This window comes from Pseudomonas sp. LA5 (assembly GCF_028640825.1).
In the GTDB taxonomy this organism is placed as follows: domain Bacteria; phylum Pseudomonadota; class Gammaproteobacteria; order Pseudomonadales; family Pseudomonadaceae; genus Chryseomonas; species Chryseomonas aestiva.
Map to the genome: position 1 here is coordinate 16565 of NZ_JAQYZY010000030.1, position 21194 is coordinate 37758.

At 68.4% G+C, this 21194-nt stretch carries 21 protein-coding genes; 16 read left to right on the forward strand and 5 right to left on the reverse strand.

Annotated elements, in window-relative coordinates; all coding sequences use genetic code 11:
• Positions 1-17 precede the first annotated feature (17 nt).
• The gene (fnr, locus tag PVZ72_RS08520; protein WP_007162251.1) at positions 18-749 is read right to left on the reverse strand and encodes a fumarate/nitrate reduction transcriptional regulator Fnr; all 732 of its coding nucleotides are present in this window, start codon (positions 747-749) and stop codon (positions 18-20) included.
• A gap of 63 nt (positions 750-812) precedes the next feature.
• Positions 813-2195, reverse strand: coding sequence for an oxygen-independent coproporphyrinogen III oxidase (hemN, locus tag PVZ72_RS08525; RefSeq protein WP_273861680.1), 1383 nt, complete (start codon positions 2193-2195; stop codon positions 813-815).
• A 112-nt stretch (positions 2196-2307) separates the two neighbouring features.
• Between hemN and PVZ72_RS08530 the strand changes: the two genes are divergently transcribed.
• Entirely contained in the window at positions 2308-2955 is a 648-nt protein-coding gene (locus tag PVZ72_RS08530) for an alpha/beta family hydrolase (RefSeq protein WP_187979092.1), read from the forward strand.
• Here PVZ72_RS08530 and PVZ72_RS08535 read toward each other — a convergent pair.
• Both PVZ72_RS08535 and PVZ72_RS08540 read right to left on the reverse strand, forming a co-directional pair.
• Positions 2952-4520 (reverse strand): rhodanese-related sulfurtransferase, encoded by a 1569-nt coding sequence (locus tag PVZ72_RS08535; protein ID WP_273861681.1) that lies wholly within the window; start codon positions 4518-4520, stop codon positions 2952-2954. The genes PVZ72_RS08530 and PVZ72_RS08535 overlap by 4 nt on opposite strands.
• Entirely contained in the window at positions 4517-5119 is a 603-nt protein-coding gene (locus PVZ72_RS08540; RefSeq protein ID WP_273861682.1) for a cysteine dioxygenase, read from the reverse strand. The genes PVZ72_RS08535 and PVZ72_RS08540 overlap by 4 nt, the downstream gene beginning before the upstream one ends.
• A 251-nt stretch (positions 5120-5370) precedes the next feature.
• Between PVZ72_RS08540 and PVZ72_RS08545 the strand changes: the two genes are divergently transcribed.
• The 7 genes from PVZ72_RS08545 (at position 5371) to PVZ72_RS08575 (ending at position 11946) form a co-directional block, all read left to right on the forward strand.
• Positions 5371-6150 carry a class II aldolase/adducin family protein gene (locus PVZ72_RS08545; protein WP_273861683.1) on the forward strand — a complete coding sequence of 260 codons (780 nt, stop codon included), beginning with the start codon at positions 5371-5373 and terminating at the stop codon, positions 6148-6150.
• Positions 6147-7100, forward strand: a complete 954-nt coding sequence (locus tag PVZ72_RS08550; RefSeq protein ID WP_187979096.1) for an ABC transporter substrate-binding protein — start codon at positions 6147-6149, stop codon at positions 7098-7100. Before PVZ72_RS08545 ends, PVZ72_RS08550 begins: the two co-directional genes overlap by 4 nt.
• 5 nt (positions 7101-7105) lie before the next feature.
• The gene (locus tag PVZ72_RS08555) at positions 7106-8071 is read left to right on the forward strand and encodes an ABC transporter substrate-binding protein (RefSeq protein ID WP_273861753.1); all 966 of its coding nucleotides are present in this window, start codon (positions 7106-7108) and stop codon (positions 8069-8071) included.
• 203 nt (positions 8072-8274) lie between these two features.
• The gene (locus PVZ72_RS08560) at positions 8275-9303 is read left to right on the forward strand and encodes an ABC transporter substrate-binding protein (protein WP_273861684.1); all 1029 of its coding nucleotides are present in this window, start codon (positions 8275-8277) and stop codon (positions 9301-9303) included.
• Positions 9304-9366: 63 nt separating this feature from the next.
• Positions 9367-10209, forward strand: a complete 843-nt coding sequence (locus PVZ72_RS08565; RefSeq protein WP_273861685.1) for a MetQ/NlpA family ABC transporter substrate-binding protein — start codon at positions 9367-9369, stop codon at positions 10207-10209.
• On the forward strand, positions 10206-11300 hold the full coding sequence (locus PVZ72_RS08570) for a methionine ABC transporter ATP-binding protein (RefSeq protein ID WP_273861686.1): 1095 nt from the start codon (positions 10206-10208) through the stop codon (positions 11298-11300). The genes PVZ72_RS08565 and PVZ72_RS08570 overlap by 4 nt, the downstream gene beginning before the upstream one ends.
• Positions 11293-11946: a methionine ABC transporter permease gene (locus tag PVZ72_RS08575; RefSeq protein ID WP_273861687.1), complete on the forward strand. Its 654-nt coding sequence runs from the start codon at positions 11293-11295 to the stop codon at positions 11944-11946. The genes PVZ72_RS08570 and PVZ72_RS08575 overlap by 8 nt, the downstream gene beginning before the upstream one ends.
• Before the next feature lie 159 nt (positions 11947-12105).
• On the opposite strand, the gene PVZ72_RS08580 is transcribed toward PVZ72_RS08575, so the two are convergent.
• Positions 12106-13119, reverse strand: coding sequence for a GntR family transcriptional regulator (locus PVZ72_RS08580; RefSeq protein WP_273861688.1), 1014 nt, complete (start codon positions 13117-13119; stop codon positions 12106-12108).
• Positions 13120-13405: 286 nt separating this feature from the next.
• Between PVZ72_RS08580 and PVZ72_RS08585 the strand changes: the two genes are divergently transcribed.
• From PVZ72_RS08585 to PVZ72_RS08620, 8 genes are all read left to right on the forward strand, one after another.
• The gene (locus tag PVZ72_RS08585; protein WP_273861689.1) at positions 13406-14761 is read left to right on the forward strand and encodes an amidase; all 1356 of its coding nucleotides are present in this window, start codon (positions 13406-13408) and stop codon (positions 14759-14761) included.
• Positions 14762-14834: 73 nt separating this feature from the next.
• Positions 14835-15716: a polysaccharide deacetylase family protein gene (locus PVZ72_RS08590; RefSeq protein ID WP_133859270.1), complete on the forward strand. Its 882-nt coding sequence runs from the start codon at positions 14835-14837 to the stop codon at positions 15714-15716.
• A 25-nt stretch (positions 15717-15741) separates the two neighbouring features.
• Entirely contained in the window at positions 15742-17100 is a 1359-nt protein-coding gene (locus PVZ72_RS08595) for an MFS transporter (protein WP_133859269.1), read from the forward strand.
• A gap of 11 nt (positions 17101-17111) precedes the next feature.
• Complete coding sequence (locus tag PVZ72_RS08600) at positions 17112-17882, forward strand: SDR family NAD(P)-dependent oxidoreductase (protein ID WP_133859268.1); 771 nt, start codon at positions 17112-17114, stop codon at positions 17880-17882.
• A 10-nt stretch (positions 17883-17892) separates the two neighbouring features.
• The gene (locus PVZ72_RS08605; protein ID WP_273861690.1) at positions 17893-18642 is read left to right on the forward strand and encodes an SDR family NAD(P)-dependent oxidoreductase; all 750 of its coding nucleotides are present in this window, start codon (positions 17893-17895) and stop codon (positions 18640-18642) included.
• A gap of 9 nt (positions 18643-18651) precedes the next feature.
• Complete coding sequence (locus PVZ72_RS08610; RefSeq protein ID WP_158897133.1) at positions 18652-18951, forward strand: hypothetical protein; 300 nt, start codon at positions 18652-18654, stop codon at positions 18949-18951.
• The gene (locus PVZ72_RS08615) at positions 18948-19937 is read left to right on the forward strand and encodes a CobW family GTP-binding protein (RefSeq protein WP_273861691.1); all 990 of its coding nucleotides are present in this window, start codon (positions 18948-18950) and stop codon (positions 19935-19937) included. Before PVZ72_RS08610 ends, PVZ72_RS08615 begins: the two co-directional genes overlap by 4 nt.
• Positions 19934-21118: an ABC transporter substrate-binding protein gene (locus PVZ72_RS08620; RefSeq protein ID WP_273861692.1), complete on the forward strand. Its 1185-nt coding sequence runs from the start codon at positions 19934-19936 to the stop codon at positions 21116-21118. Before PVZ72_RS08615 ends, PVZ72_RS08620 begins: the two co-directional genes overlap by 4 nt.
• Positions 21119-21194: the final 76 nt, after the last annotated feature.

A 21194-nucleotide genomic window follows, 5' to 3' on the forward strand; every position in this document is an offset into this window, starting at 1 on the left:
GCGGCAGGCGCCAGCCGTCAGCCTTCCAGCTGACCGCCCGCAAGGGCGCAGAGGCGGGCGGAGTCGAGGATGCGTACTTCCTTGCCCTCGGCCGCCAGCACACCGCTCTGCTGGAAGCGGGTGAACACCCGCGACACGGTTTCCACCGCCAGGCCGAGGAAGTTGCCGATCTCGTTGCGCGACATGCTCAGGCGGAATTGCTGGGCGGAAAAGCCGCGGGCATGGAAGCGCGCGGAGAGATTGACCAGGAAGGTGGCGATGCGCTCGTCGGCACTCTTCTTCGACAGCAGCACCATCATCTGCTGGTCGTCGCGGATCTCCCGGCTCATCACCCGCAGCAGCTGGCGGCGCAGTTGCGGCAGCTGTTCGGAGAGTTCATCCAGGCGCTCGAAGGGGATCTCGCAGACGGTGGTGGTCTCCAGCGCCCGGGCCGAGACCGGATAGCGCTCGGTGTCCATGCCCGACAGGCCGACCAGTTCGCTGGGCAGGTGGAAGCCGGTGATCTGCTCCTCCCCGGCATCGCTCAGGCTGCTGGTGCGCAGGGCGCCGGAGCGCACCGCATAGACCGAGCCGAAGGTATCGCCCTGGCGGAACAGGTGGTCACCCTTGGCCAGCGGCCGGCCGCGCTTGACGATCTGGTCAAGGGCATCCAGGTCTTTCAGATCGAGCGACAGCGGCAGGCACAGCGAGGCGAGGCTGCAATCCTTGCAATGGGCCTGGGCGTTGCGCAGCTTGAGGGGCTCGGTCATGGGGGAAGATCGCTTCTCGTCTGGTTCCAAAAGTCTAACTTTAGCAGTGGTGGCAGGCATGGGTCATATCACCTGGGAAAAGCGCTGCTTGTCATGGTCCGCCAGGTAGCGGTCGAACAGCATGCACAGGGCACGGATCAGCAGGCGGCCCGGCGCCAGCACCTGCACGCCGCGGGCATCGAGACGGATCAGGCCGTCGGCGGCCATGGCTTCCAGGTGCGGCCAGGCATCGGCGAAGTACTGGCGGAAATCCAGTTCGCAGCTGCGCTCGATGGCGGCGAAATCCAGCTGGAAATGGCAGATCAGCTGGGCGATCACCGCGCCGCGGATGCGATCGTCCCGCGAGCGACGCAGGCCGCGGGCCACCGCCAGTTCGCCCTGGCCCAGGCGTGCCTGGTAGCGGGCGAGGTCCGGGGTGTTCTGGCAGAGCACCTCGCCCACCTGGCTGATGGCGGAGACGCCCAGGCCGAGCAGGTCGCAATGGCCGTGGGTGGTGTAGCCCTGGAAGTTGCGCTGCAGGGTGCCGTCTTCCTGGGCGATGGCCAGGTCGTCGTCGGGCAGGGCGAAGTGATCCATGCCGATGTAGCGATAACCCGCGGCCAGCAGCTGTTCCACGGTGCGCTGCAGCATCTCCAGCTTGGCCGCGGAGTCCGGCAGTTCGCTGGCTTCGATGCGCCGCTGCGGCGGAAAGCGCTGCGGCAGATGGGCGTAGTTGAACACCGACAGCCGATGCGGCTGCAATTCCAGTACCCGCTCCACGGTGTGGGCGAAGCTGGCCGGGGTCTGCCGCGGCAGCCCGTAGATGAGGTCCAGGTTGATGGATCGATAGTCGAGGGCACGGGCGGCTTCCACCAGGGTGCGGGTGTCGTCGAAGGGCTGCAGGCGATTGATCGCCAGCTGCACCTGCAGGTCGAGGTCCTGGACACCGAAGCTGACGCGGTTGAAGCCCAGCTCGCGCAACAGGCCCATGGTGCTCCAGTCGGCCTCGCGCGGATCGATCTCGATGGAGTAGTCGCCGCGGTCGTCGTCGGCCAGGGTGAAGTGGCGGCGCAGGTCGGCCATCAGCTCGCGCAGCTGCATGGGATTGAGAAAGGTCGGGGTGCCGCCGCCGAGGTGCAGTTGTTCCACCCGCTGCCCGCCATCCAGGTGCCGGCTGGTGAGGATCATCTCCTGGCGCAGGGCGTCGAGGTAGGCGGCGCTGCGGCTGCGGTCCTTGGTGATGACCTTGTTGCAGGCGCAGTAGTAGCAGATGTTGGCGCAGAAGGGCACGTGCAGGTAAAGCGACAGCGGGCGTCCGGCCTGGCGGCTCAGGCGCAGGGCGCCGAGCAGGTCGAAGGGGCCGATGCCGTCGTGGAATTGCACGGCGGTGGGGTAGGAGGTGTAGCGGGGGCCGGCGCGATCGTAGCGGGCGATGAGGTCGGCGTCCCAGGCGAGGGCGGCTGTCATGCCGGGCTCCAGTGGTTTCGAGGCGCCCAGTGTGAGGGGCGGGCTCCGGGCTTTATTGATCCAGATCAATAAAGCCCGGGTTAAGCTCTGGCGTTTGGACGAGGAGTGGCCCATGGCAGACGAGTTGTACCTCGACAGCTTTCGCGAATGCCGACCCGCGGGTGAGCCCTTGGCGACCCTGTTGCTGGCCCATGGGGCAGGGGCGGGGATGGACAGCCCCTTCCTGCAGCAACTGGCCGAGGCGCTGGCCCGGCGCGAGATCCGGACCCTGAGATTCGACTTTCCCTACATGGCGCGAGCATGCGCCGAGGGCAAACGGCGCCCGCCGAATCCGGCCCCGGTCCTGCTGGAGCACTGGCGGGCCATAATCGCCACCTGGCGCGCGGCGGAAAGCGGACCGCTGTGGCTGGCGGGCAAGTCCATGGGCGGGCGGATGGCCAGTCTGCTGGCTGATGAACTGGGCGCGGCGGGCCTCATCTGCCTGGGCTATCCCTTCCACCCGGCGGGCAAGCCCGAACGGCTGCGCACCGACCACCTGGCGACCCTGGCAACACCGACGCTGATCGTCCAGGGCGAGCGGGATGCCTTGGGCTCGCGGGAGGAGGTGGCGGGCTATGCCCTGGCGCCAAGCATCGAGGTGCAGTGGCTCGCCACCGCGGACCATGATCTCAAGCCGCTCAAGCGCAGCGGCCTGAGCCATTCCCAGGCGCTGGTGGAGACGGCGGCCTGGGTGGCGGCCTTTGTGGGGACCAGCGGCTAGATGACCCGGAAGCCGCTGGTGCCATCCCGCCGCAACTGCTCGACCAGGCCGAATTCCCAGTCCAGGTAGGCCTGCATGGCCGCGCGCGGGGCGTCGGTGTCCTCGTAGGGGCGTCGGTAGCGATCGCGCCGGGTCGACAGCAGCCGCGTCTCGCCGGCTTCCACCGGCAGGCCGGCGGCCAGCCAGGCCGCGGTGCCGCCCTCCAGCAGCAGGACCGGCCGGTCGGTGGTGGCCTGGACATCGACAGCGGCGAAGGCGGCCAGTTGGCCACTGCCACAGGTGAAGACATAGCGCTCGGCCGGCGGCAGCGCTGCGGGCAGATCGGCGCGCAGCACCCAGGCGGCGCCGGGGATATGCCTCTGCACATAGTTGGCGCTGGCGGTGACATCCACTACCAGGGTGCCCGGCTCGGCCAGCCATTCCTGCAGCCGCGTCACCGAGATGCGCTCCACCGGCCCCGGCGTGGGCGCCGGTGCCTGCCAGGGGCCAGTGGCGCTCAGCGCGCCGGGCGGGATGGCGTCGACCACCGCCACCGTCCAGCCCATCTGTGCCAGCCAGGAGGCGCTCATGTTGGCGCGCACGCCGTCGTCGTCCACCAGCGCCAGGCGGGCGCCACGCACCGGGGCGCTGTGATCGGTCTCCTGGACCAGCTGGCCACCCGGTGTCGAGCGGGCGCCGGGCAGGTGGCCGGCGGCGAATTCCTCGGGGGTGCGCACATCGATCAGGTAGTTCGTGCGCTGGGCGTCGTTGCGCCAGGCTGCCAGTTCGCTGAAGGGCAGGCGGGCGACGCCGGCGCGATCGGCGACCTGGCGGGCGCGGGTCGCGGCGGTCGCCCGGGTCGCCGGACTCACCGCACCGAAGCGGCGTTGCTGGCCATGTTCCAGGGTCTGGCCGGCCAGGGTCCAGCCGATGGTGCCATTGCGCAGGGCGGCCACCGGATTCGGAATGCCGGCGTTGATCAGCGACTGGGCGCCGATCAGGCTGCGGGTACGGCCGGCGCAATTGACGATGACCCGGGTGCGCGGATCAGGTGCCAGTTCGGCCACCCGTAGCACCAGTTCGGCACCCGGCACGCTGATACCGCCAGGAATGCTCATGGTCTGGTATTCCTCGAAACGGCGGGCGTCGAGGATCACCAGATCGGCGTCCTGATCCAGCAGCGCCCTGACCTCCTCGGCGGGCAGCGAAGGGGTATGGCGCCGGGCTTCCACCAGTTCGCCAAAGGCCTTGCTCGGCACGTTGACGTCGATGAAGAGTTCGCCGCCGCTGGCGCGCCAGCCCGCCAGGCCACCTTCGAGCAGGGCCACGTCGGTGTAGCCCAGGGCGCGTAGGCGTTCGGCCGCGCGTTCCGCCAGGCCCTCGCCATTGTCGTAAAGGGTAATGGCCACGTCGCGCCGCGGCAGCCGCGACCAGGCCTCCAGCTCCAGGCGCGACAACGGCAGATTGGCGGCCCACAGCGGATGGCCGGCGGCAAAGGGGTCTTCCTCGCGGACGTCGAGCAGGGCGACTTCGGTGCCGGCGAGCAGGGCCTGGCGGATGTCCTCGGCGGTGCGGATGGCGGTCATGGTGTGGCGGTCTCCTGGGACAGATCCCACAGGTTGGGCAGCTGGCGATTGGTGTAGCCGGAGATGAAGGGCTTTTCCTGGCCATCCGCGGCATAGACGGCGCGGCGCACGGCGCCGATGTTGCCGCCATAGACGTGGATGCTTATGGAGGTGCGGTCGGCATAGGCGTTGCTGACCTGGTGGATGTCACCCACCCGCGGCGAGACCGCTTCCACCTGGCCCGGCTCCAGGCGCACGGGCGCGCCTTCCGGCAGCAGGCGGCCGGCGGGGTCGCGGGCGAAGCCCTGGGCGATCTCGGCGCCGCGCAGCATGCCGATCAGGCCCCAGGTGCGGTGGTCATGCACCGGCGTGGCCTGGCCCGGACCCCAGACGAAACTCACCACCGAGAAGCGCTGGCGGGCATCGGCATGCAGCAGGTACTGGCTGTAGCGCTCGGGGCGGGGCAGGGCGCAGTCCTCGGGCAGCCAGTCGTCATGGCGCACCAGCTCGCCGAGCAGGGCGGCGCCGCGCTGCAGCAGCTGCGCTTCGGCAGGGTGTTCGTCGACCAGGGTGGCGAGGTCATGCAGGAACAGGCGCAGGCGGTCGAGCCTAGGGATCATGGCGAGCTCCACGGAGACGGCGGGTGGACAATGATCGCCATTAAAGCAAGGTCAGGGCCCAGCGCCTTAGATCGATTGGTTCTGTACTGAAAACAAGTTTTCGCATATTTATCTATTTTTGTTATCCAAAATGAGCATATTAGGTTATGCGCAATCGATATTTCCGTCTCGGCGACTCACAACGTTAGGTTCTAAGCAGACCAGGGCAACGCCCGTCGCCCTGGCGCCTCTTCTGCTTTCGGAGCCGCTGCATGACCGCCTTCCAGAACGCCCTCGCCAGCGTCCGCGCCCAGGTATCCGCCGCCGAATGGGAGGCGCGGGTCAAGCTCGCCGCCGCCTATCGCCTGGCTGCCCGCGAACGCTGGACCGACCATATCTACACCCACTTCTCACTACGGGTGCCGGGCCCGGAAGCGCACTTCCTGATCAATCCCTTCGGCCAGACCTTCGACGAGATCACCGCCTCTTCGCTGGTAAAGGTGGACATCGATGGCGAAATCGTCCTCGACCCCACCGGGCTCGGCATCAACCCGGCCGGCTACGTGATCCACAGCGCCATCCACCGTGCCCAGCCGGACCTCCATGCGGTGCTGCACACCCACACGGCCGCGGGCATCGGCGTCTCCGCTCAGCGCGGTGGGCTACTCATGCTTTCCCAGCACGCCATGAGGTTCTTCGGCCGCCTGGCCTATCACGGCTACGAGGGCGTGGCCCTGGATCTGGACGAGCAGAGTCGGCTGGTGGCCGACCTCGGGGCGCACCCGGCGATGATCCTCTGCAACCATGGGTTGCTGACCGTGGGCGCCAGTCTGGAAGAGGCCTTCTGGCACCTCTATTACCTGGAGCGTTCCTGCGCGGCGCAGCTGGAGGCCCAGAGCGGCGGTGCCGAGCTGGTGATCGCCGCGGACGCCGTGGCGCAGAAGGTCAGCGACCTCATCCCCGGCAACCTGGTGCGCGGCGCCCATGTCCGCCACTGGGAGGCGGCGGTACGCCAACTGGAGCGCCACGAGGGCCGGGAGTACGCGCAATGAGGCGCTTGCTTGCCACGCTGGGCCTGGCGCTGCTGCTGGGGCAGGCCCAGGCGGAGCCGGATCTCTCCGGGGTGACCCTGGTGCTGGGCGACCAGGCCCGCGGTCTGCGCGCCATGATGGAAGCCGCCGGTACCCTCGAAGGCGCGCCCTACCGCTACCGCTGGGCCAACTTCCAGGGCGCCGCGCCGCTGTTCGAGGCCCAGCGCGTCGGCGCGGTGGATACCTCCTACGCCGGGGACCTGCCGGTGCTGATGGCCGCGTCCGGCGGCGTGCCGCTCAAGCTGATCGCCACCAATGTCGGCTATCCCCAGGCCAATGGTCTGCTGGTACAGAAGGATTCGCCGATCCGTTCGGTCAAGGACCTCAAGGGGCGTACCGTGGTGGTGTCCTCGGCAAAGGGCAGCATCTCCCAGCATCTGCTGTATGCCGCCCTCGAAGAGGCTGGCGTCAGGCGCGACGAGGTAACGGTCAAGTTCGTGCTGCCCACCGATGCCAGCGCTGCCTTCAATGCCGGGCAGATCGACGCCTGGGCCACCTTCGATCCCTATCTCGGCATCGCCGAACAGCACGGCGCCCGGCTGCTGCGCGATGGCCAGGGGCTGACCACCGCCCTGGGCTTTCTCACCGCCACCCCAGCGTCGCTGGAGGACCCGGCCAAGCGCGCCGCCATCGCCGATTTCGCCGGGCGCCTGGCCCAGGCGCGGGCCTGGGCGGTCGCTCATCCGCAGGACTATGCCCGGGTCTACGCCGAGCTGACGCGCCTGCCGGAAGGTGCCGCGGTGGCCATTTCCACCCGCACCTCCCGTGGCCTGCGTCCGGTGCAGCCGGCGGACGTCGCCGCGGTGCAGCAGGTGGCCGATCTCTTCAGCGAACTCCAGGTGCTGCCCAAACCGGTCGACGTCGCCGCCCTGGCCGATGCCAGTGTCTTTACCCAGGAAGCCAAACCATGACCCTCATCCGCCGTACCCTGCTGGCGCTACCGCTGCTGCTCGCCGCCAGCGCGGCCCTGGCCGCCGAGACCCTGACCCTGCGCATCGCCGACCAGAAGGGCAACATGCGTGCCCAGCTGGAGGCGGCCGACGGCCTGCGCGACCTGCCGGGCTATCGCATCCAGTGGGCGGAATTTCCCGCCGCCGCGCCCCTCGCCGAGGCGCTCAATGCGGGCGCGGTGGATGTCGGCATCATCGGTGATGGCCCGCTGCTGTTCGCCCTGGCCGCCGGCGCGCCGGTCAAGGCCATCGCCGTGGACAAGTCCGATCCCTATGGCACGGCGGTGATCGTGCCGCGCGACTCGCCACTGCGGAGCGCGGCCGATCTCAAGGGCAAGCGCATCGCCACCGGGCGCGGCTCCATCGGCCATTACATCGCGCTCAAGGCGCTGGATTCCGTGGGCCTGACCGCCCGGGACGTGAGCTTTCGCTTCCTTGGTCCGGTGGACGCCAAGATGGCCCTGGCCAATGGCTCGGTGGATGCCTGGGCGACCTGGGAGCCCTATACCGCCCAGGCCGAGCAGGTCGACGGCGCCCAGGTGCTGGTCAGTGGTCGCGGACTCTGGGCGGGCAACAGCTTCCTGGCCGCCACCGATACGGCCCTGGCCGATCCGGCGCGGCGCGCGGCGCTGCAGGACTACCTCGATCGTCTGGCCGCTGCCCAGCGCTGGGGCTACGCCCACCTCGACAGCTATGCCAGAACCCTGGCGCAGATCATCGGCTTTCCCGAGGCGGTGGCCCGGCTGCAATTCGAGCGCCGCCAGCTGCACTGGGAACCCATCGACCAGCAGGTGGTAGCCGATCAGCAGGCGGCGGCGGATTTCTATCATCGTAGCGGCCTGATACCGCAGCGTCTGGATGCGCAGGGGACCTTCGCCGAGGGGTTCCGGGTGGCCAAGCCGGACGCGCCGCGACAGGCGGCGCGGGAGTAGGGCGGGATGCAGGGTGGTGTTGGGCTTCGCTTCGCTCAGCGCCAACCTACGTACGGCGGGGCGCCCCCTCTCCCTCTGGGAGAGGACTCGGGTGAGGGAAAGCCCACACGTCACTCGACCTATCCATATAACCCATCCTTATTTCAAAAACGCTGAACAGCTTGAGTAGGCTATAAGCCAATTCCATGGATGAGCGCACCCCGATGCCCCTACGTCTCCGCTTCACCCGTCGTCCCCTGGCCCTGGGGCTCGCGGCCAGTCTGCTCACCGGACTGGTCACCGCACCGCAGGTGGCCCAGGCCGAGGGCACCCTGCGCATCTCCGAACAATTCGGTGTGTCCTATGTGATCCTGCACGTGCTGCGTGACCAGCAACTGATCGAAAAGCACGGCAAGCAAGAGGGCGTCGACATCAAGGTCGACTGGATCAAGCTGTCCGGTGGCGCGGCCGTCAACGAGGCGGTGCTGTCGGGCGCGGTGGACGTCGGCTCCGCCGGGCTCGGGCCGCTGTTCACGCTCTGGGACCGCACCCATGGTCGGCAGAACGTCAAGGCCGTGGCCAGCCTGGGGGCCTTTCCCAATTACTTGGTCACCAACAATCCGCAGGTAAAGACCCTGGCCGACTTCACCGCCAAGGACCGCATCGCCGTGCCGGCGGTCAACGTCTCGGTGCAGTCGCGCTTCCTGCAGTACGCCGCCGCCCAGGCCTTCGGCGAGAAGAACTGGAATCGCCTGGATCCCCTGACCGTGGCGGTGCCGCATCCGGATGCCACCGCGGCGGTGATCTCCGGCGGTACCGAGATCAACAGCCACTTCGCCAATCCGCCGTTCCAGGAACAGGAACTGGCCAGCGGCAAGGTGCACAGGGTGCTCAGTTCCTATGACGTGCTCGGTGGGGCCGTCTCGCCCAATCTGGTGTTCGTCACCGAGAAATTCCGCCGGGACAATCCCAAGACCTACAAGGCCTTCCGTGAGGCCCTGGTCGAAGCCGGGCAGATCATCGAGAAGGACAAGGCCGCCGCCGCCCGTACCTACGTGAAAGTCGAGCATTCCCGCCTCGATCCGGCCCTGATCCAGCGGATCATCGAAAGCCCCGAGGTCAACTTCGACACGGCGCCGCAGAACACCCTGAAGCTGGCGGAATTCATGTACCGCATCGGCGCCATCCGCAACCAGCCCAGCGGCTGGCAGGACTATTTCTTCGTCGACGCGCCCGATCAGAAGGGCAGCTGATCCCTTTTCCCTTACGGGTTCCACCGGACCACCGGACGAGCCCTCGACATCTCGAGGTCTCCCATGGCTATTCCTCCGTTTTTCCTGCGCCTCGGGCTGCTCCTGGCGAGCACGACCCTGGTGCTGTCCGCCCAGGCCGCCGAGCCGCAGAAGATTCGCCTCGGCATCAACGACAGTCCGCAGAATGCCGCCCTGGAGCGCGCCGCCGAGGTGGCGCGGGAAAGGGGCGTAGCGGTGGAAATCGTCGCCTTCAGCGACTGGAACACGCCGAATCTGGCACTCGCCCACGGTGACATCGACGTCAACTACTTCCAGCATCAACCCTTCCTGGAAAACGCCAACGCCCAGAACGGCTACGGCCTGGTGCCCATCGCCTATGGCGTGGAAAACAAGGTCGGCCTCTATTCCAAACGCGTGAAAAGCTTTGCCGAGGTGCCGGACGGCGCCACCGTGGCGGTGGCCGACGATCCGGTCAACCAGGGCCGCGGGCTGCACCTCTATGCCCGCGCCGGCCTGATCCAGCTCAAGCCGGACACCGGGCCCAAGGCCAGCCTGCAGGACATCGTCGCCAATCCCCGCCAGCTGAAATTCATCGAACTGCCCGGTCCGCAACTGGCGCGGGTACTGGACGACGTGACCCTGGCGCAGAGCTATCCCTCGCATATCCTCGCGGCCGGCACCACGGACCCCAACAGTGCACTGCTGTTCAGCGACGACGAGGCCAGCGGCCACCTCTATGCCCTGAGGTTCGTGACCAGGCCGGACAGGGCCGATGACCCGGCGATTCGCACCTTCATCCAGGTGTTCCAGAACGATCCGCGGGTGCGCGAGGCCATCGCCCAGGCCTATGGCAATCCGCAGCTCTACAGCCTGGCCTGGCTGAACCGGCAGGAGGCCGCCCGATGAGCAACGCGCTGCTCAGCACCGCACCGGCGCAGCCGCCCGTCGAACCCCAGACCGCCCCCGTGCGCGAGCATCTGCGCCTGAGCGGAGTACAAAAGATCTACACCGGCGGTGCGCTGCCAGTGACCGCGCTGGCCGACATCGACCTCAGCATCGCCCGTGGCGAGATCTTCGGCATCATCGGTCGCAGTGGCGCCGGCAAGTCCAGCCTGATTCGCACCCTCAATCGACTGGAAGACGTCAGTGCCGGCCAGGTACTGGTCGATGGCGTCGACCTCGGTACCCTGGAGGGCGACCGGCTGGTGGCGCTGCGACGGCGCATCGGCATGATCTTCCAGCACTTCAATCTGCTGGCCTCGCAGACGGTGCTGGAGAATCTGGCCTTGCCGCTCAAGGCCGCCGGATTTCGTCGCGACGAGATCGAAGCCCGGGCCCGGGAATTGCTCGAGCTGGTCGGGCTGCAGGGCAAGGAGCAGGTCTATCCCTCACGGCTGTCCGGTGGGCAGAAGCAGCGGGTGGGCATCGCTCGCGCGCTGATGCTCAAGCCCGAATTGCTGCTCTGCGACGAGGCCACCTCGGCGCTGGATCCGGAGACCACCCAGTCGATCCTGGCCTTGTTGCAGGACATCAATCGCCGCCTGGGGCTGACTATCGTGCTCATCACTCATGAGATGGCGGTGATTCGCCAGATCTGCGATCGGGTGGTGGTCCTGGAGCATGGCCGCATCGTCGAACAGGGCCCGGTGTGGCAGCTGTTCGGCGCGCCCCAGGCAGAAGCCACCCGGGCGCTGCTGGCCCCCCTGGCGGCCCAGCTGCCGGCGGATCTGGCCAGGCGGCTCGCTGCCACCCGGCAACCGGGTGCCCGGGCCGTGCTGGAGCTCAGCTACGACGGCCAGGGTGCGAAGCCTGACTTCCAGGCGCTGGGCCAGGCCCTCGGCGCACCGGTCGAGCTGCTGCATGGCGGTATCGACCGCATCCAGGGCCATGCGCTGGGTCGCCTGCTGGTGGCGACCGCGGCGCCGGAGCGACGGCTGGCCAGCTTCCTGACCCAGACCGGGCTGTTCGCCCGGGCGGAGGTGCTGGGCTATGTCTGACTTCATGCTCAAGGCGCTGTGGAAGGCCTTTCTCGATACCCTGACCATGGTCAGCGTGTCGGCGGCCATCGTTTGGTTCGCCGGCATCGCCTTGGCGGTGGTGCTGGTCACCACCGGGCGCGGCGCCATCTTCGCCGCCCCCACCCTCAACCGGGTGCTGGGTACCCTGATCAACGCCTTTCGCGCCACGCCCTTCATCATCCTGCTGGTGGCCCTGATCCCGCTGACGCGGCTGATCACCGGGACCACCATCGGCGTCTGGGCGGCGGTGGTGCCCATCACCCTCAGCGCCACGCCGTTCTTCGCCCGCATCGCCGAGGTCAGCCTGCGCGAGGTCGGCGGTGGGGTGATAGAAGCGGCACAGGCGCTGGGCTGCGAACGGCGGCACATCGTCTTCAATGTGCTCCTGCCGGAGGCGCTGCCCGGCATCATCGGCGGCTTCACCGTGACCCTGGTGGCCATGATCGGCGCCTCGGCCATGGCCGGCGCCATAGGCGCAGGGGGGCTCGGCGACCTGGCGATCCGCTATGGCTATCAGCGCTACGACACCCAGGTGATGGCCGTGGTGATCGCCATCCTGGTGGTGCTGGTGTGCGGCATCCAGTTCCTCGGCGACCGCTACGTGCGGCACCTGCGGGCGCGCTAGTGTGGTGTTTCAGACGTTCGCGCAAGAGTTGGCGAGTGATTTTTTGGTCCTGGCTAGGCGCCGCGACGAGTCATAGCAGGGCTATGGCGAGAAGTGGCAACGCCGCCGGGGCCTAAAAAGCGCCGCCAAAATTGTGCAGATAACGTCTGAAACACCACACTAGCTCAGGCGCTCCAGATAGGCCGGCAATTCCGGGTCGGGCAGCACCGAGAGCACCTTGAGGCGCTGCAGGGTGCGGTCGCGACCGCGCAGGAGGTGATTGCGCAACTGGCTGGCGGCCGAGTCGGGACTGCCCACCAGCAGGGATTCCAGCACCAGGCGATGCTCCACCAGCACCGCCTCGTCCAGCGGCGTGCCGAGCGACTGGTGGAAGATGCGCGAGACGTTCAGCGGACTCTGGCTGTGGGCGATCAGCTGGGCCAGCTTGCGATTGCGCAGGCCGGCCAGGCAGCGCCCATGCAGATCCGCCTCGATGCGCTCCACCGCGGTCCAGGAGGTGGGGGCAAGGTGGGCGGCCAGCTGCTCCAGTCGTTCGAGCATCGCCAGCAACTCGCCGCGCGCCAGCCCCGGCGCCGTCTGCAACAGCGCCTCGGGTTCCAGCAGGGCGCGGATCTCGTAGTCGTCGCGGATGGCCTGGGCGGTGAGCGGACCGGCCAGCCACTGGCCATAGGGTTCCTTTTCCACCAGGCCGCGATCGCGCAGGCGCATCAGGGCTTCACGCACCACGGCGCGACTGACGCCCAGGTGGTCGGCCGCCCGCTGCTCGTCCAGGCGGAAATGGCCGAAGAGCAGGGCGTGGCTGACACAGGCGGCGATCTCGTCGCCTACGCGCTCGCCCAGGGAGCGCGTATCGATCAGTTCGTCACCGCTGTCCAGCCCGAGCAACTGGCGGGTCAGCGGCTGGCGCTGCGGCTCGCCCGCAGTGCCGGCCGGATCGATCAGATAACCACGCCCTTCGAAGCGGCGGATCAGGCCTTCCTCCTGCAACAGCGTCAGCGCCTGGCGCACCGGTACCCGACTGGTGCCGAACAGCTGTGCCAGCGGCGCCTCGACCAGGACCAGCCCCGGCACCGCGCGACCGCCCAGGATGGCTTCGCGCAGCGCATTGCGGATCATCGCGTAGCGCGCGGCGGTACGACTGTCATCGAGGGGGGCGGGGACTGCTGCCGACATCGGGGGCCTTCCGGAAACGAGATGAGAATTGTGGCACAGGCCTGCGGCCTTTCGCGCGTTACCGCCGGGGGTCAGGTGTACGCACGGTAACGGGGCAGGCGTTACGGTTCTGCACAAAGATGGATCTATTTAATTTAAGTACATTTTATTGGCCCCTGGTGAAGAAAGGATCGAGCGACCTCTAAGCGCTGGCTTTGCGATTAAGTAGCAGCCTTTTTCTCAAGCTGGCACAAAGCCTGCTCTATCAAACGTACCAAATTATAAAATGTACGTTTAAGGAGCAGCCATGGATTCTGCCCAAGCCCTGTCCCTGGATGCGGTCGGTCTCGGCGAGGCCTATGCCGCCGGTACCCTCGATCCGGTCGCGGTCTTCGAGGCGGCGCTGGCTCGCGCCCAGGCATCCTCGGCCGTATTCATCAGCCTTACCGCCGCGCGTGGACGCGCCGAAGCCCTGGCCGCGCGCGAGCGCTGGAAGACCGGGCAGCCGCGCTCGCCGCTGGATGGCGTGCCGCTGGCCTGGAAGGATCTGTTCGACCTGCAGGGCGAGGTCACCACCTGCGGCGCCGAGCTGCGCCGTCTGGCGCCACCGGCCGCCACCGACGCCGAGCTGGTGCAGCGCCTGAGCCAGGCCGGACTGGTCAGCCTGGGCAAGGTCAATCTCAGCGAATTTGCCTATTCCGGGGTGGGATCGAATCCCCATTTCGGCACGCCTGCCAATCCCCGGATGCAGGGTGAGGTACGCATACCCGGCGGCTCCTCTTCGGGGTCGGCGGTGGCTGTCGCCGCCGGCATCGTGCCCCTGGCCCTCGGTACCGATACCGCCGGTTCGGTGCGCCTGCCGGCCGCGCTCAATGGGCTGGTGGGTTATCGCCCCAGCCTGGGGCGCTATCCGGCGACCGGCATCTTTCCGTTGGCCGCATCCTATGACGTGCCGGGTCCGCTGGCGCGCAGCCTGCGCGATGTGCAGTGCCTGGATCGCCTGCTGACAGGCGCTGCCGCCCGACCGCTGCCGGCGCTGCCGGCGCTGCGCGTGGTGCTGGACCTGAGCGTGCTGGACGACTCCCGGGTGGAGCCGGCGGTGCGGGCCAATCTGCTGGCCGCCGCCGAGCGGCTGACCCGCGCCGGGGTGCGCGTGGAGCGCCGCGCCCGCACGGTCTTTGCCGATGCCCTGGAATTTCTCGCCGCAGAAGGTTGGCCAGGGGCCCTGGAAGCCTTCGCCCTGCACCGCGAGGTGCTCGACGGTCCCGCGGCCGCACGCCTGGACCCACGGGTGCGGCAGCGCCTGGAGCGGGCACGGGCCTTGCCCGATGGCCACCTGGCCGTTCTGCATGAACGCCGCGATCAGCTGCGGCAGCGCTTTGCCGCCGAATTCGCCGAGGCGCTGCTGCTGGTGCCGACGGTGAGCCGCGTGGCACCGCTGCTGGCTCCCCTGGAAGCCGACACAGACCTCTTCGCGGCCACCAATCTGGAGCTGCTGCGCCTGACCATGGCCGGCAGCCTGCTCGGCGCGCCGGGTGTCTCGCTACCCAGCGGCAGCGATGCCCAGGGCCTGCCCACCGGCCTGTTGCTGGTGGCCCCCGCCGCCGCGGACGAGCGCCTGCTCGATGCCGCCACGGCCGTGGAAGCCCTGGTCAGCGCCTGATTTCAAATGGCGGTGGCGGGGGCCCGGCTCCGTCATCGACCTGGGTTTCTTCCGGGTACTGGAGAGTGCAACGATGGCCAAAGAAATCTTCGTTTCCATCGGCGTCGACGTCGACGCGGTGGCGGGCTGGCTCGGTTCCTACGGCGGCGAGGATTCGCCCGATGACATCTCCCGCGGCCTGTTCGCCGGCGAGGTGGGGTCGCCCCGGCTGCTCAAGCTGTTCGAGCGCTACGGCCTCAAGACCACCTGGTTCATTCCGGGCCATTCGGTGGAGACCTTTCCCGAGCAGATGCAGGCGGTGGCCGCGGCAGGCCACGAGATCGGCATCCATGGTTACAGCCACGAGAATCCCATCGCCATGACCCCCGAGCAGGAGGAGGCGGTGCTGGACCGGTCCATCGAGCTGATTACCGCCCTGGCCGGCAAGCGCCCCACCGGTTATGTCGCGCCCTGGTGGGAATTCAGCCGGGTGACCAACGAGCTGCTGCTGAAGAAGGGCATCAAGTACGACCACAGCCTGATGCACAACGACTTCAGTCCCTACTACGTGAGGGTCGGCGACAACTGGACCAAGATTGACTACAGCCAGCAGCCCGAGAGCTGGATGAAGCCGCTGGTGCGCGGCCAGGAAACCGATCTGGTGGAGATCCCGGCCAACTGGTACCTCGACGACCTGCCGCCGATGATGTTCATCAAGAAGGCGCCCAACAGCCATGGCTTCGTCAATCCGCGCCACCTGGAAGAGATGTGGCGCGACCAGTTCGACTGGGTCTATCGCGAGATGGACTACGCCGTCTTCCCCATCACCATCCACCCCGATGTCTCGGGACGGCCGCAGGTGCTGCTGATGCTCGAACGCCTGATCGAGCATATCCAGGGTCACGCCGGGGTGCGCTTCGCCACCATGGACGAGATCGCCGACGACTTCCTGCGGCGCCAGCCGCGCCAGCGCTAAGCGCCCAGCCCACAGGTACAGGATCATGACCCTCCCTGCCGCCCCTTCGCTCCACCCGGAAACCGCCACGGCTGCTTGGAAACCGCAGCCGCTGTCTTCCGGTGATGTCCGCTACGCCACCTGGATCGCCTTCTTCGCCTGGGTGTTCGCCGTCTACGACTTCATCCTCTTCGGCACCCTGCTGCCGGTAATGGGTGGGCACTTCAACTGGAGCGAAGCCGAGCAGGCCGAACTCGCCACCTGGGTGGCGCTGGGCGGAGCCATCATCGCCTTCGCCATCGGCCCGCTGGTGGACCGGATCGGTCGCCGCGGCGGCATCATCGTCACCATCGGCGGCACGGCCGTGTGCTCGGCGCTGACCGCGCTGTGCGCCGGCATGGGCAAGGTGCCGCTGGTGCTGGTGCGTTCGGTGGCCGGCCTGGGCTATGCGGAGGAGGGGGTCAACGCCACCTACCTGACCGAGGTCTATGCAGCCTCCGACGATCCGCGGCTGATCCGCCGCCGGGGCTTCATCTACAGCCTGGTGCAGAGTGGCTGGCCGATCGGCGCGCTAATCGCCGCGGGGCTCACCGCCTTGCTGCTGCCGCACATCGGCTGGCAGGGCTGCTTCGTGTTCGCCGCCGTGCCGGCCTTCGTCATCGCGGTGCTGGCGCGCAAGCTCAAGGAAAGTCCGCAATTCCAGGTGCACGCCCGCATCCAGCGCCTGCGCCGCGAAGGCCAGGAGCAGGACGCCCGCAGCCTGGCCCGTGAATACGGCGTGGACTACGAAGAGCACGCCAAGGCCGGCGTGGCCATGGCCTTCAAGGGCCAGGCCCTGCGCCCGACCCTGGTATTGAGCCTGGCCATCCTGCTCAACTGGTCGGCGATCCAGGTGTTCAGCGTGCTGGGGACCTCGGTGATCGTCAGCGTGCACAAGCTCAGCTTCGAGAATTCGCTGTGGATCCTGGTGCTGTCCAACGCCGTCGGCTTCATCGGCTACCTGTTCCATGGCTGGCTGGGCGATCGCATCGGTAGGCGCAACACCGTGGCCCTCGGCTGGATGTGCGGCGGCGTAGCCTTCTTCGCCATGCTGCAGGCGCCCAGCCAGCTGGTACCGGTGGTGGCGCTCTACAGCCTGGGGCTGTTCTTTCTTACCGGCCCCTATTCGGCCATGTTGTTCTTCATGGGCGAAAGCTTTCCCACCAGCATCCGTGCCACCGGTGGCGCCATCGTCCACGCCATGGGACCGATCGGCGCCATCCTCGCCGGCCTCGGCATCACCAGCGTGCTCGGCAGCGGTGGCCAGTGGCACAGCGCCGCGCTGTGGTTCGGTGCCCTGCCGTGCTTTCTCTCCGGGTTGGTGATGTGGACCGCGCGCCACGTCGAACCCACCAGCCTCAAATGACAGGAGCCCCCATGACAGCTCATACCTCTCCCGTCGCCCTGATCACCGGTGCCGCCAGCGGCATCGGCCAGGCCCTGGCCGTGGCCTATGCCCAGCGGGGCGTGCGGGTGGTCGGCGGCTACTACCCGGGTGATCCCCATGACCCCGAAGACACTCGGCGGCTGGTAGCCGCCGCGGGTGGCGAGTGCCTGCTCGAACCCCTGGACGTCAGCGACAGCGCGTCGGTGGATGCTCTGGCCGATGCCGCCCTGGCGCACTTTGGCCGCCTCGACTATGCCGTGGCCAACGCCGGACTTCTCCGCGCCGCACCGCTGCTGGAGATGAGCGACGCGCGCTGGCACGAGATGCTCGACGTCGACCTCACCGGCGTCATGCGCACCTTTCGCGCCGCCGCGCGGCACCTGGGGGAGGGCGGCGCCCTGGTGGCCATCTCCTCCATCGCCGGTGGCGTCTATGGCTGGCAGGACCATGCCCATTACGCCGCCGCCAAGGCCGGGGTGCCGGGACTGTGTCGCTCGCTGGCCGTCGAACTGGCGCCGCGTGGCATCCGCTGCAACGCCGTGATTCCCGGTCTGATCGAGACGCCGCAATCGCTGGACGCCAAGAACTCCCTGGGTCCGGAGGGCCTGGCCAAGGCCGCCCGCAGCATTCCCCTGGGGCGGGTCGGCCGGCCCGACGAGGTGGCGGCGCTGGTGCGGTTCCTGACCAGTACCGAAGCCAGCTACATCACCGGCCAGAGTCTGATCGTCGATGGCGGTCTCACCGTCCGCTGGCCCGATTGAGGAGAAGAGCATGTTTGAGCTGACAGACCGCCGCGCCCTGGTGACCGGCGCGGCCAGCGGGATCGGCGCTGCCATCGCCCGCAGCTATGCCGCTGCGGGGGCGCACCTGGTACTGGCCGACCGCGACGCCGAGCGACTGGCGCAGGTGGCCACGGAATGCCGGGCCCTGGGCGCGTCGGTGACGGAGACCGTCGCCGACGTTGGCCAGCCGGATGGCGCCCGAGCCGGAGTGGAGGCCTGCGTGGCGGCTTACGGCGGCATCGACATCCTGGTCAACAATGCCGGGATGCTGACCCAGGCACCCTGCGTCGACCTGTCCCTGGAACAGTGGAACGACATGCTGCGCGTCGACCTCACCAGCGTCTTTCTCGCCAGCCAGCGCGCCCTGCCGCACATGCAGGCGCAGCGCTGGGGCCGCATCATCAACGTCGCTTCCCAGCTCGGCATCAAGGGCGGCGCCGAGCTCTGCCACTATGCGGCGGCCAAGGCCGGGGTGATCGGCTTCACCAAGTCGCTGGCGCTGGAGGTGGGCCGCGACAACGTGCTGGTCAACGCCATCGCCCCCGGGCCCATCGAGACCCCGCTGGTGGACGGCATCAGCGCCGACTGGAAGGCGGCCAAGGCCCGCGAATTGCCGCTGGGCCGCTTCGGTCGCGCGGAGGAGGTGGCGCCGGTGGCGCTGCTGCTGGCCAGCGATCCGGGTGGCAATCTCTTCGTCGGCCAGACCCTGGGTCCCAATTCCGGCGACGTCATGCCCTAGGAGGTAGCCATGTGCGGACTGTGCGGCCTGCTGGGCCCGGATCTCCACTGGAGCGATCCGCTGGGCGATGACCTGCCCCGGCGGCGCGAGCGCCTGCGTCGGGTCGCCGCCATCAACCGGGTGGTGGCGCCGTTCCGGCTGACCGTGAGCGACGTCCAGGGCGCCTCCTACCTGATCCAGGGCCCGACCGGGCGCCAGGCCCTGGCCGAGGGCCTGGACGACCTCTGGCGCCAGGCCGAGGCGGTGCTGGGGCGACCGCTCGATCCCCTGGATCCGCGGGTGCTGGCGCCGCTGGAGTTGGCGCCATGAGCCTTGCCGTCAATGTCATCACCGGCTTTCTCGGCAGCGGCAAGACCACCCTGCTGCGGCGCCTGTTGGCCCAGGAAGCCCTGGGCGAGACGGCGCTGCTGATCAACGAATTCGGCGAGGTCGGCATCGACCACCTGCTGGTGGAAGAGGTGGCCCCAGACACCGTGCTGCTGCCCAGCGGTTGCGTCTGCTGCTCGGTGCGCGGCGATCTCAAGGCAGCGCTGCTGACCCTGCACGGTCGGCGCAGCCGCGGCGAGATTCCGGCCTTTCGCCGGGTCCTGCTGGAGACCACCGGCCTGGCCGATCCGGGGCCGATCCTCGCCACCCTCAATCTCGATCCCCAGTTGCGCGGCCGCTTCCACCTGGGCTTGCTGGTGACCGTGGTGGACGCCGAGCACGCCGCGCTACAGGAAGGGCTGCACCCGGAGTGGCTCAACCAGGTCACCGCGGCCGACCGGCTGCTGCTGAGCAAGGCCGACCGGGCCGCGCCTGCCGTGCTGGAGCGGCTGGATTGGCAGCTGGCCCAGCTCAATCCCACCGCCACCCGGGCCCTTGCAGCTTCCGTGGTTAGCGGCGATGACCTGCTGCTGGGCGAGGGCCTGCGCGCCGCCGATCCGGCGGCCGAGGTCGGTCGCTGGCGGCTGTTCGCCGAGGTCGCCGAAGGCCGCCACGGCAGCGCCGAGGTCTGCTGCCTGGAGTTCGACCGGCCGCTGGACTGGATGGCCTTCGGGGTGTGGCTGTCGATGCTGCTAAGATGCCACGGGCAACGCATCCTGCGAGTCAAGGGCATCCTCGACGTGATCGACGCCAGCCAACCCATCGTCATCCATGGCGTGCAGCACAGCCTGCATCCGCCGGTGCACCTGCCGGCCTGGCCGGCGGGCGAACGCCGCTCGCGCCTGGTGTTCATCGTCCGTGACCTGGATACCGCGCTGCTCAGGCGCTCCTTCGCCGCCTTCATGGGTGGCCTGGGCCGGGCCGCATGAGCACGCCGCTGACCCTGAGGGTGCTGGGCACCTCGGTGACCCTGCTCGAACCCATCCGCCAGCGGGCGGAGGCGGAGCTGGGCATCCGCCTGGTCTACCAGATCCATGACGTCCAGACCGCCCAGCGCATCGCGGTGCTGGAGCCGGGCAGCTACGACCTCTATGACCAGTGGTTCCACAACGTCGACTTCGTCTGGCCGGCGCGGGCGATCCAGCCCATCGACATCCGCCGCATCGCGCTCTGGGAGGAGATCAACGACCTGCCCAAGCGCGGCCGGCTGCATGCCACGGATCGCCTGGCGCCCGGCTGCCGGCCGTGCGACCGCCTCTATGTGCAGCACGATGGCAGCCTGGGCGGCCAGCCCAGCGAGCGGATCAGCATGCTGCCGCTGACCCACAACGCCGACAGCTTCGCCTATCGTCCGGAGAGCCTGCCTGCCGCCCTGGCGGGGCAGCAGGAGAGCTGGGCCTGGCTGATCGACGAAGGCTGGTGTGGCCACAGCGCCCTGCAGAGCGACGCCGCCATCGGCGCCCTGGACGCCGCCCTGGCGATCCAGGCGGCCGGTCTCGCCCGTTTCGACGACATCGGCAATCTGCGCCTGGAGGAGATCGACCGCCTGGCCGAGTTGCTGGTGGAGCGCCAGCGCCATCGGCATTTCGCGGCGTTCTGGTCCGACGACCGCAGCGCCGGCGAGCTGACCCTGGCCGCCGGGGTGGATATCCAGAGTCTCTGGTCACCCATGCTCATGGCCCTGCACCGGGCGGGGATGGATTATCGGGTGGCGGTCCCGCGCGAAGGCTACCGCGCCTGGTTCGGTGGCCTGTCGCTGTCGCGCTGCGCGGAGGGGCGGGTGCGTGACGCCGCCTATGCCTACCTCAACTGGTGGCTGGCCGGCTGGCCCGGGGCGGTGATGGCGCGCCAGGGGTTCTATATCGCCAATCCGGTGCGGGCGCGGGATCACCTGAGCGCCGCCGAGTGGGACTTCTGGTACGGCGGCCTGCCGGCCCGTGAAGAACTCGCCGGCAGCGACGGCCTGCCGCTGATCGAGGTGGGCCAACGGCGCGAAGGCGGTTCCTATGCCGAACGCATGAGCCATATCGGGGTGTGGAATTCGGTGATGGACGAGCACAACTATCTGGTGCGGCGCTGGAGCGAATTCTTGCGCACCACTGCCGCCTGAGCCGACCGCTTCCTTGCGAGAAGGGCTTGCCAGACGCCTTGCTGCGCTGTTGCCCAGGCGACAGCAGCTGGACAGC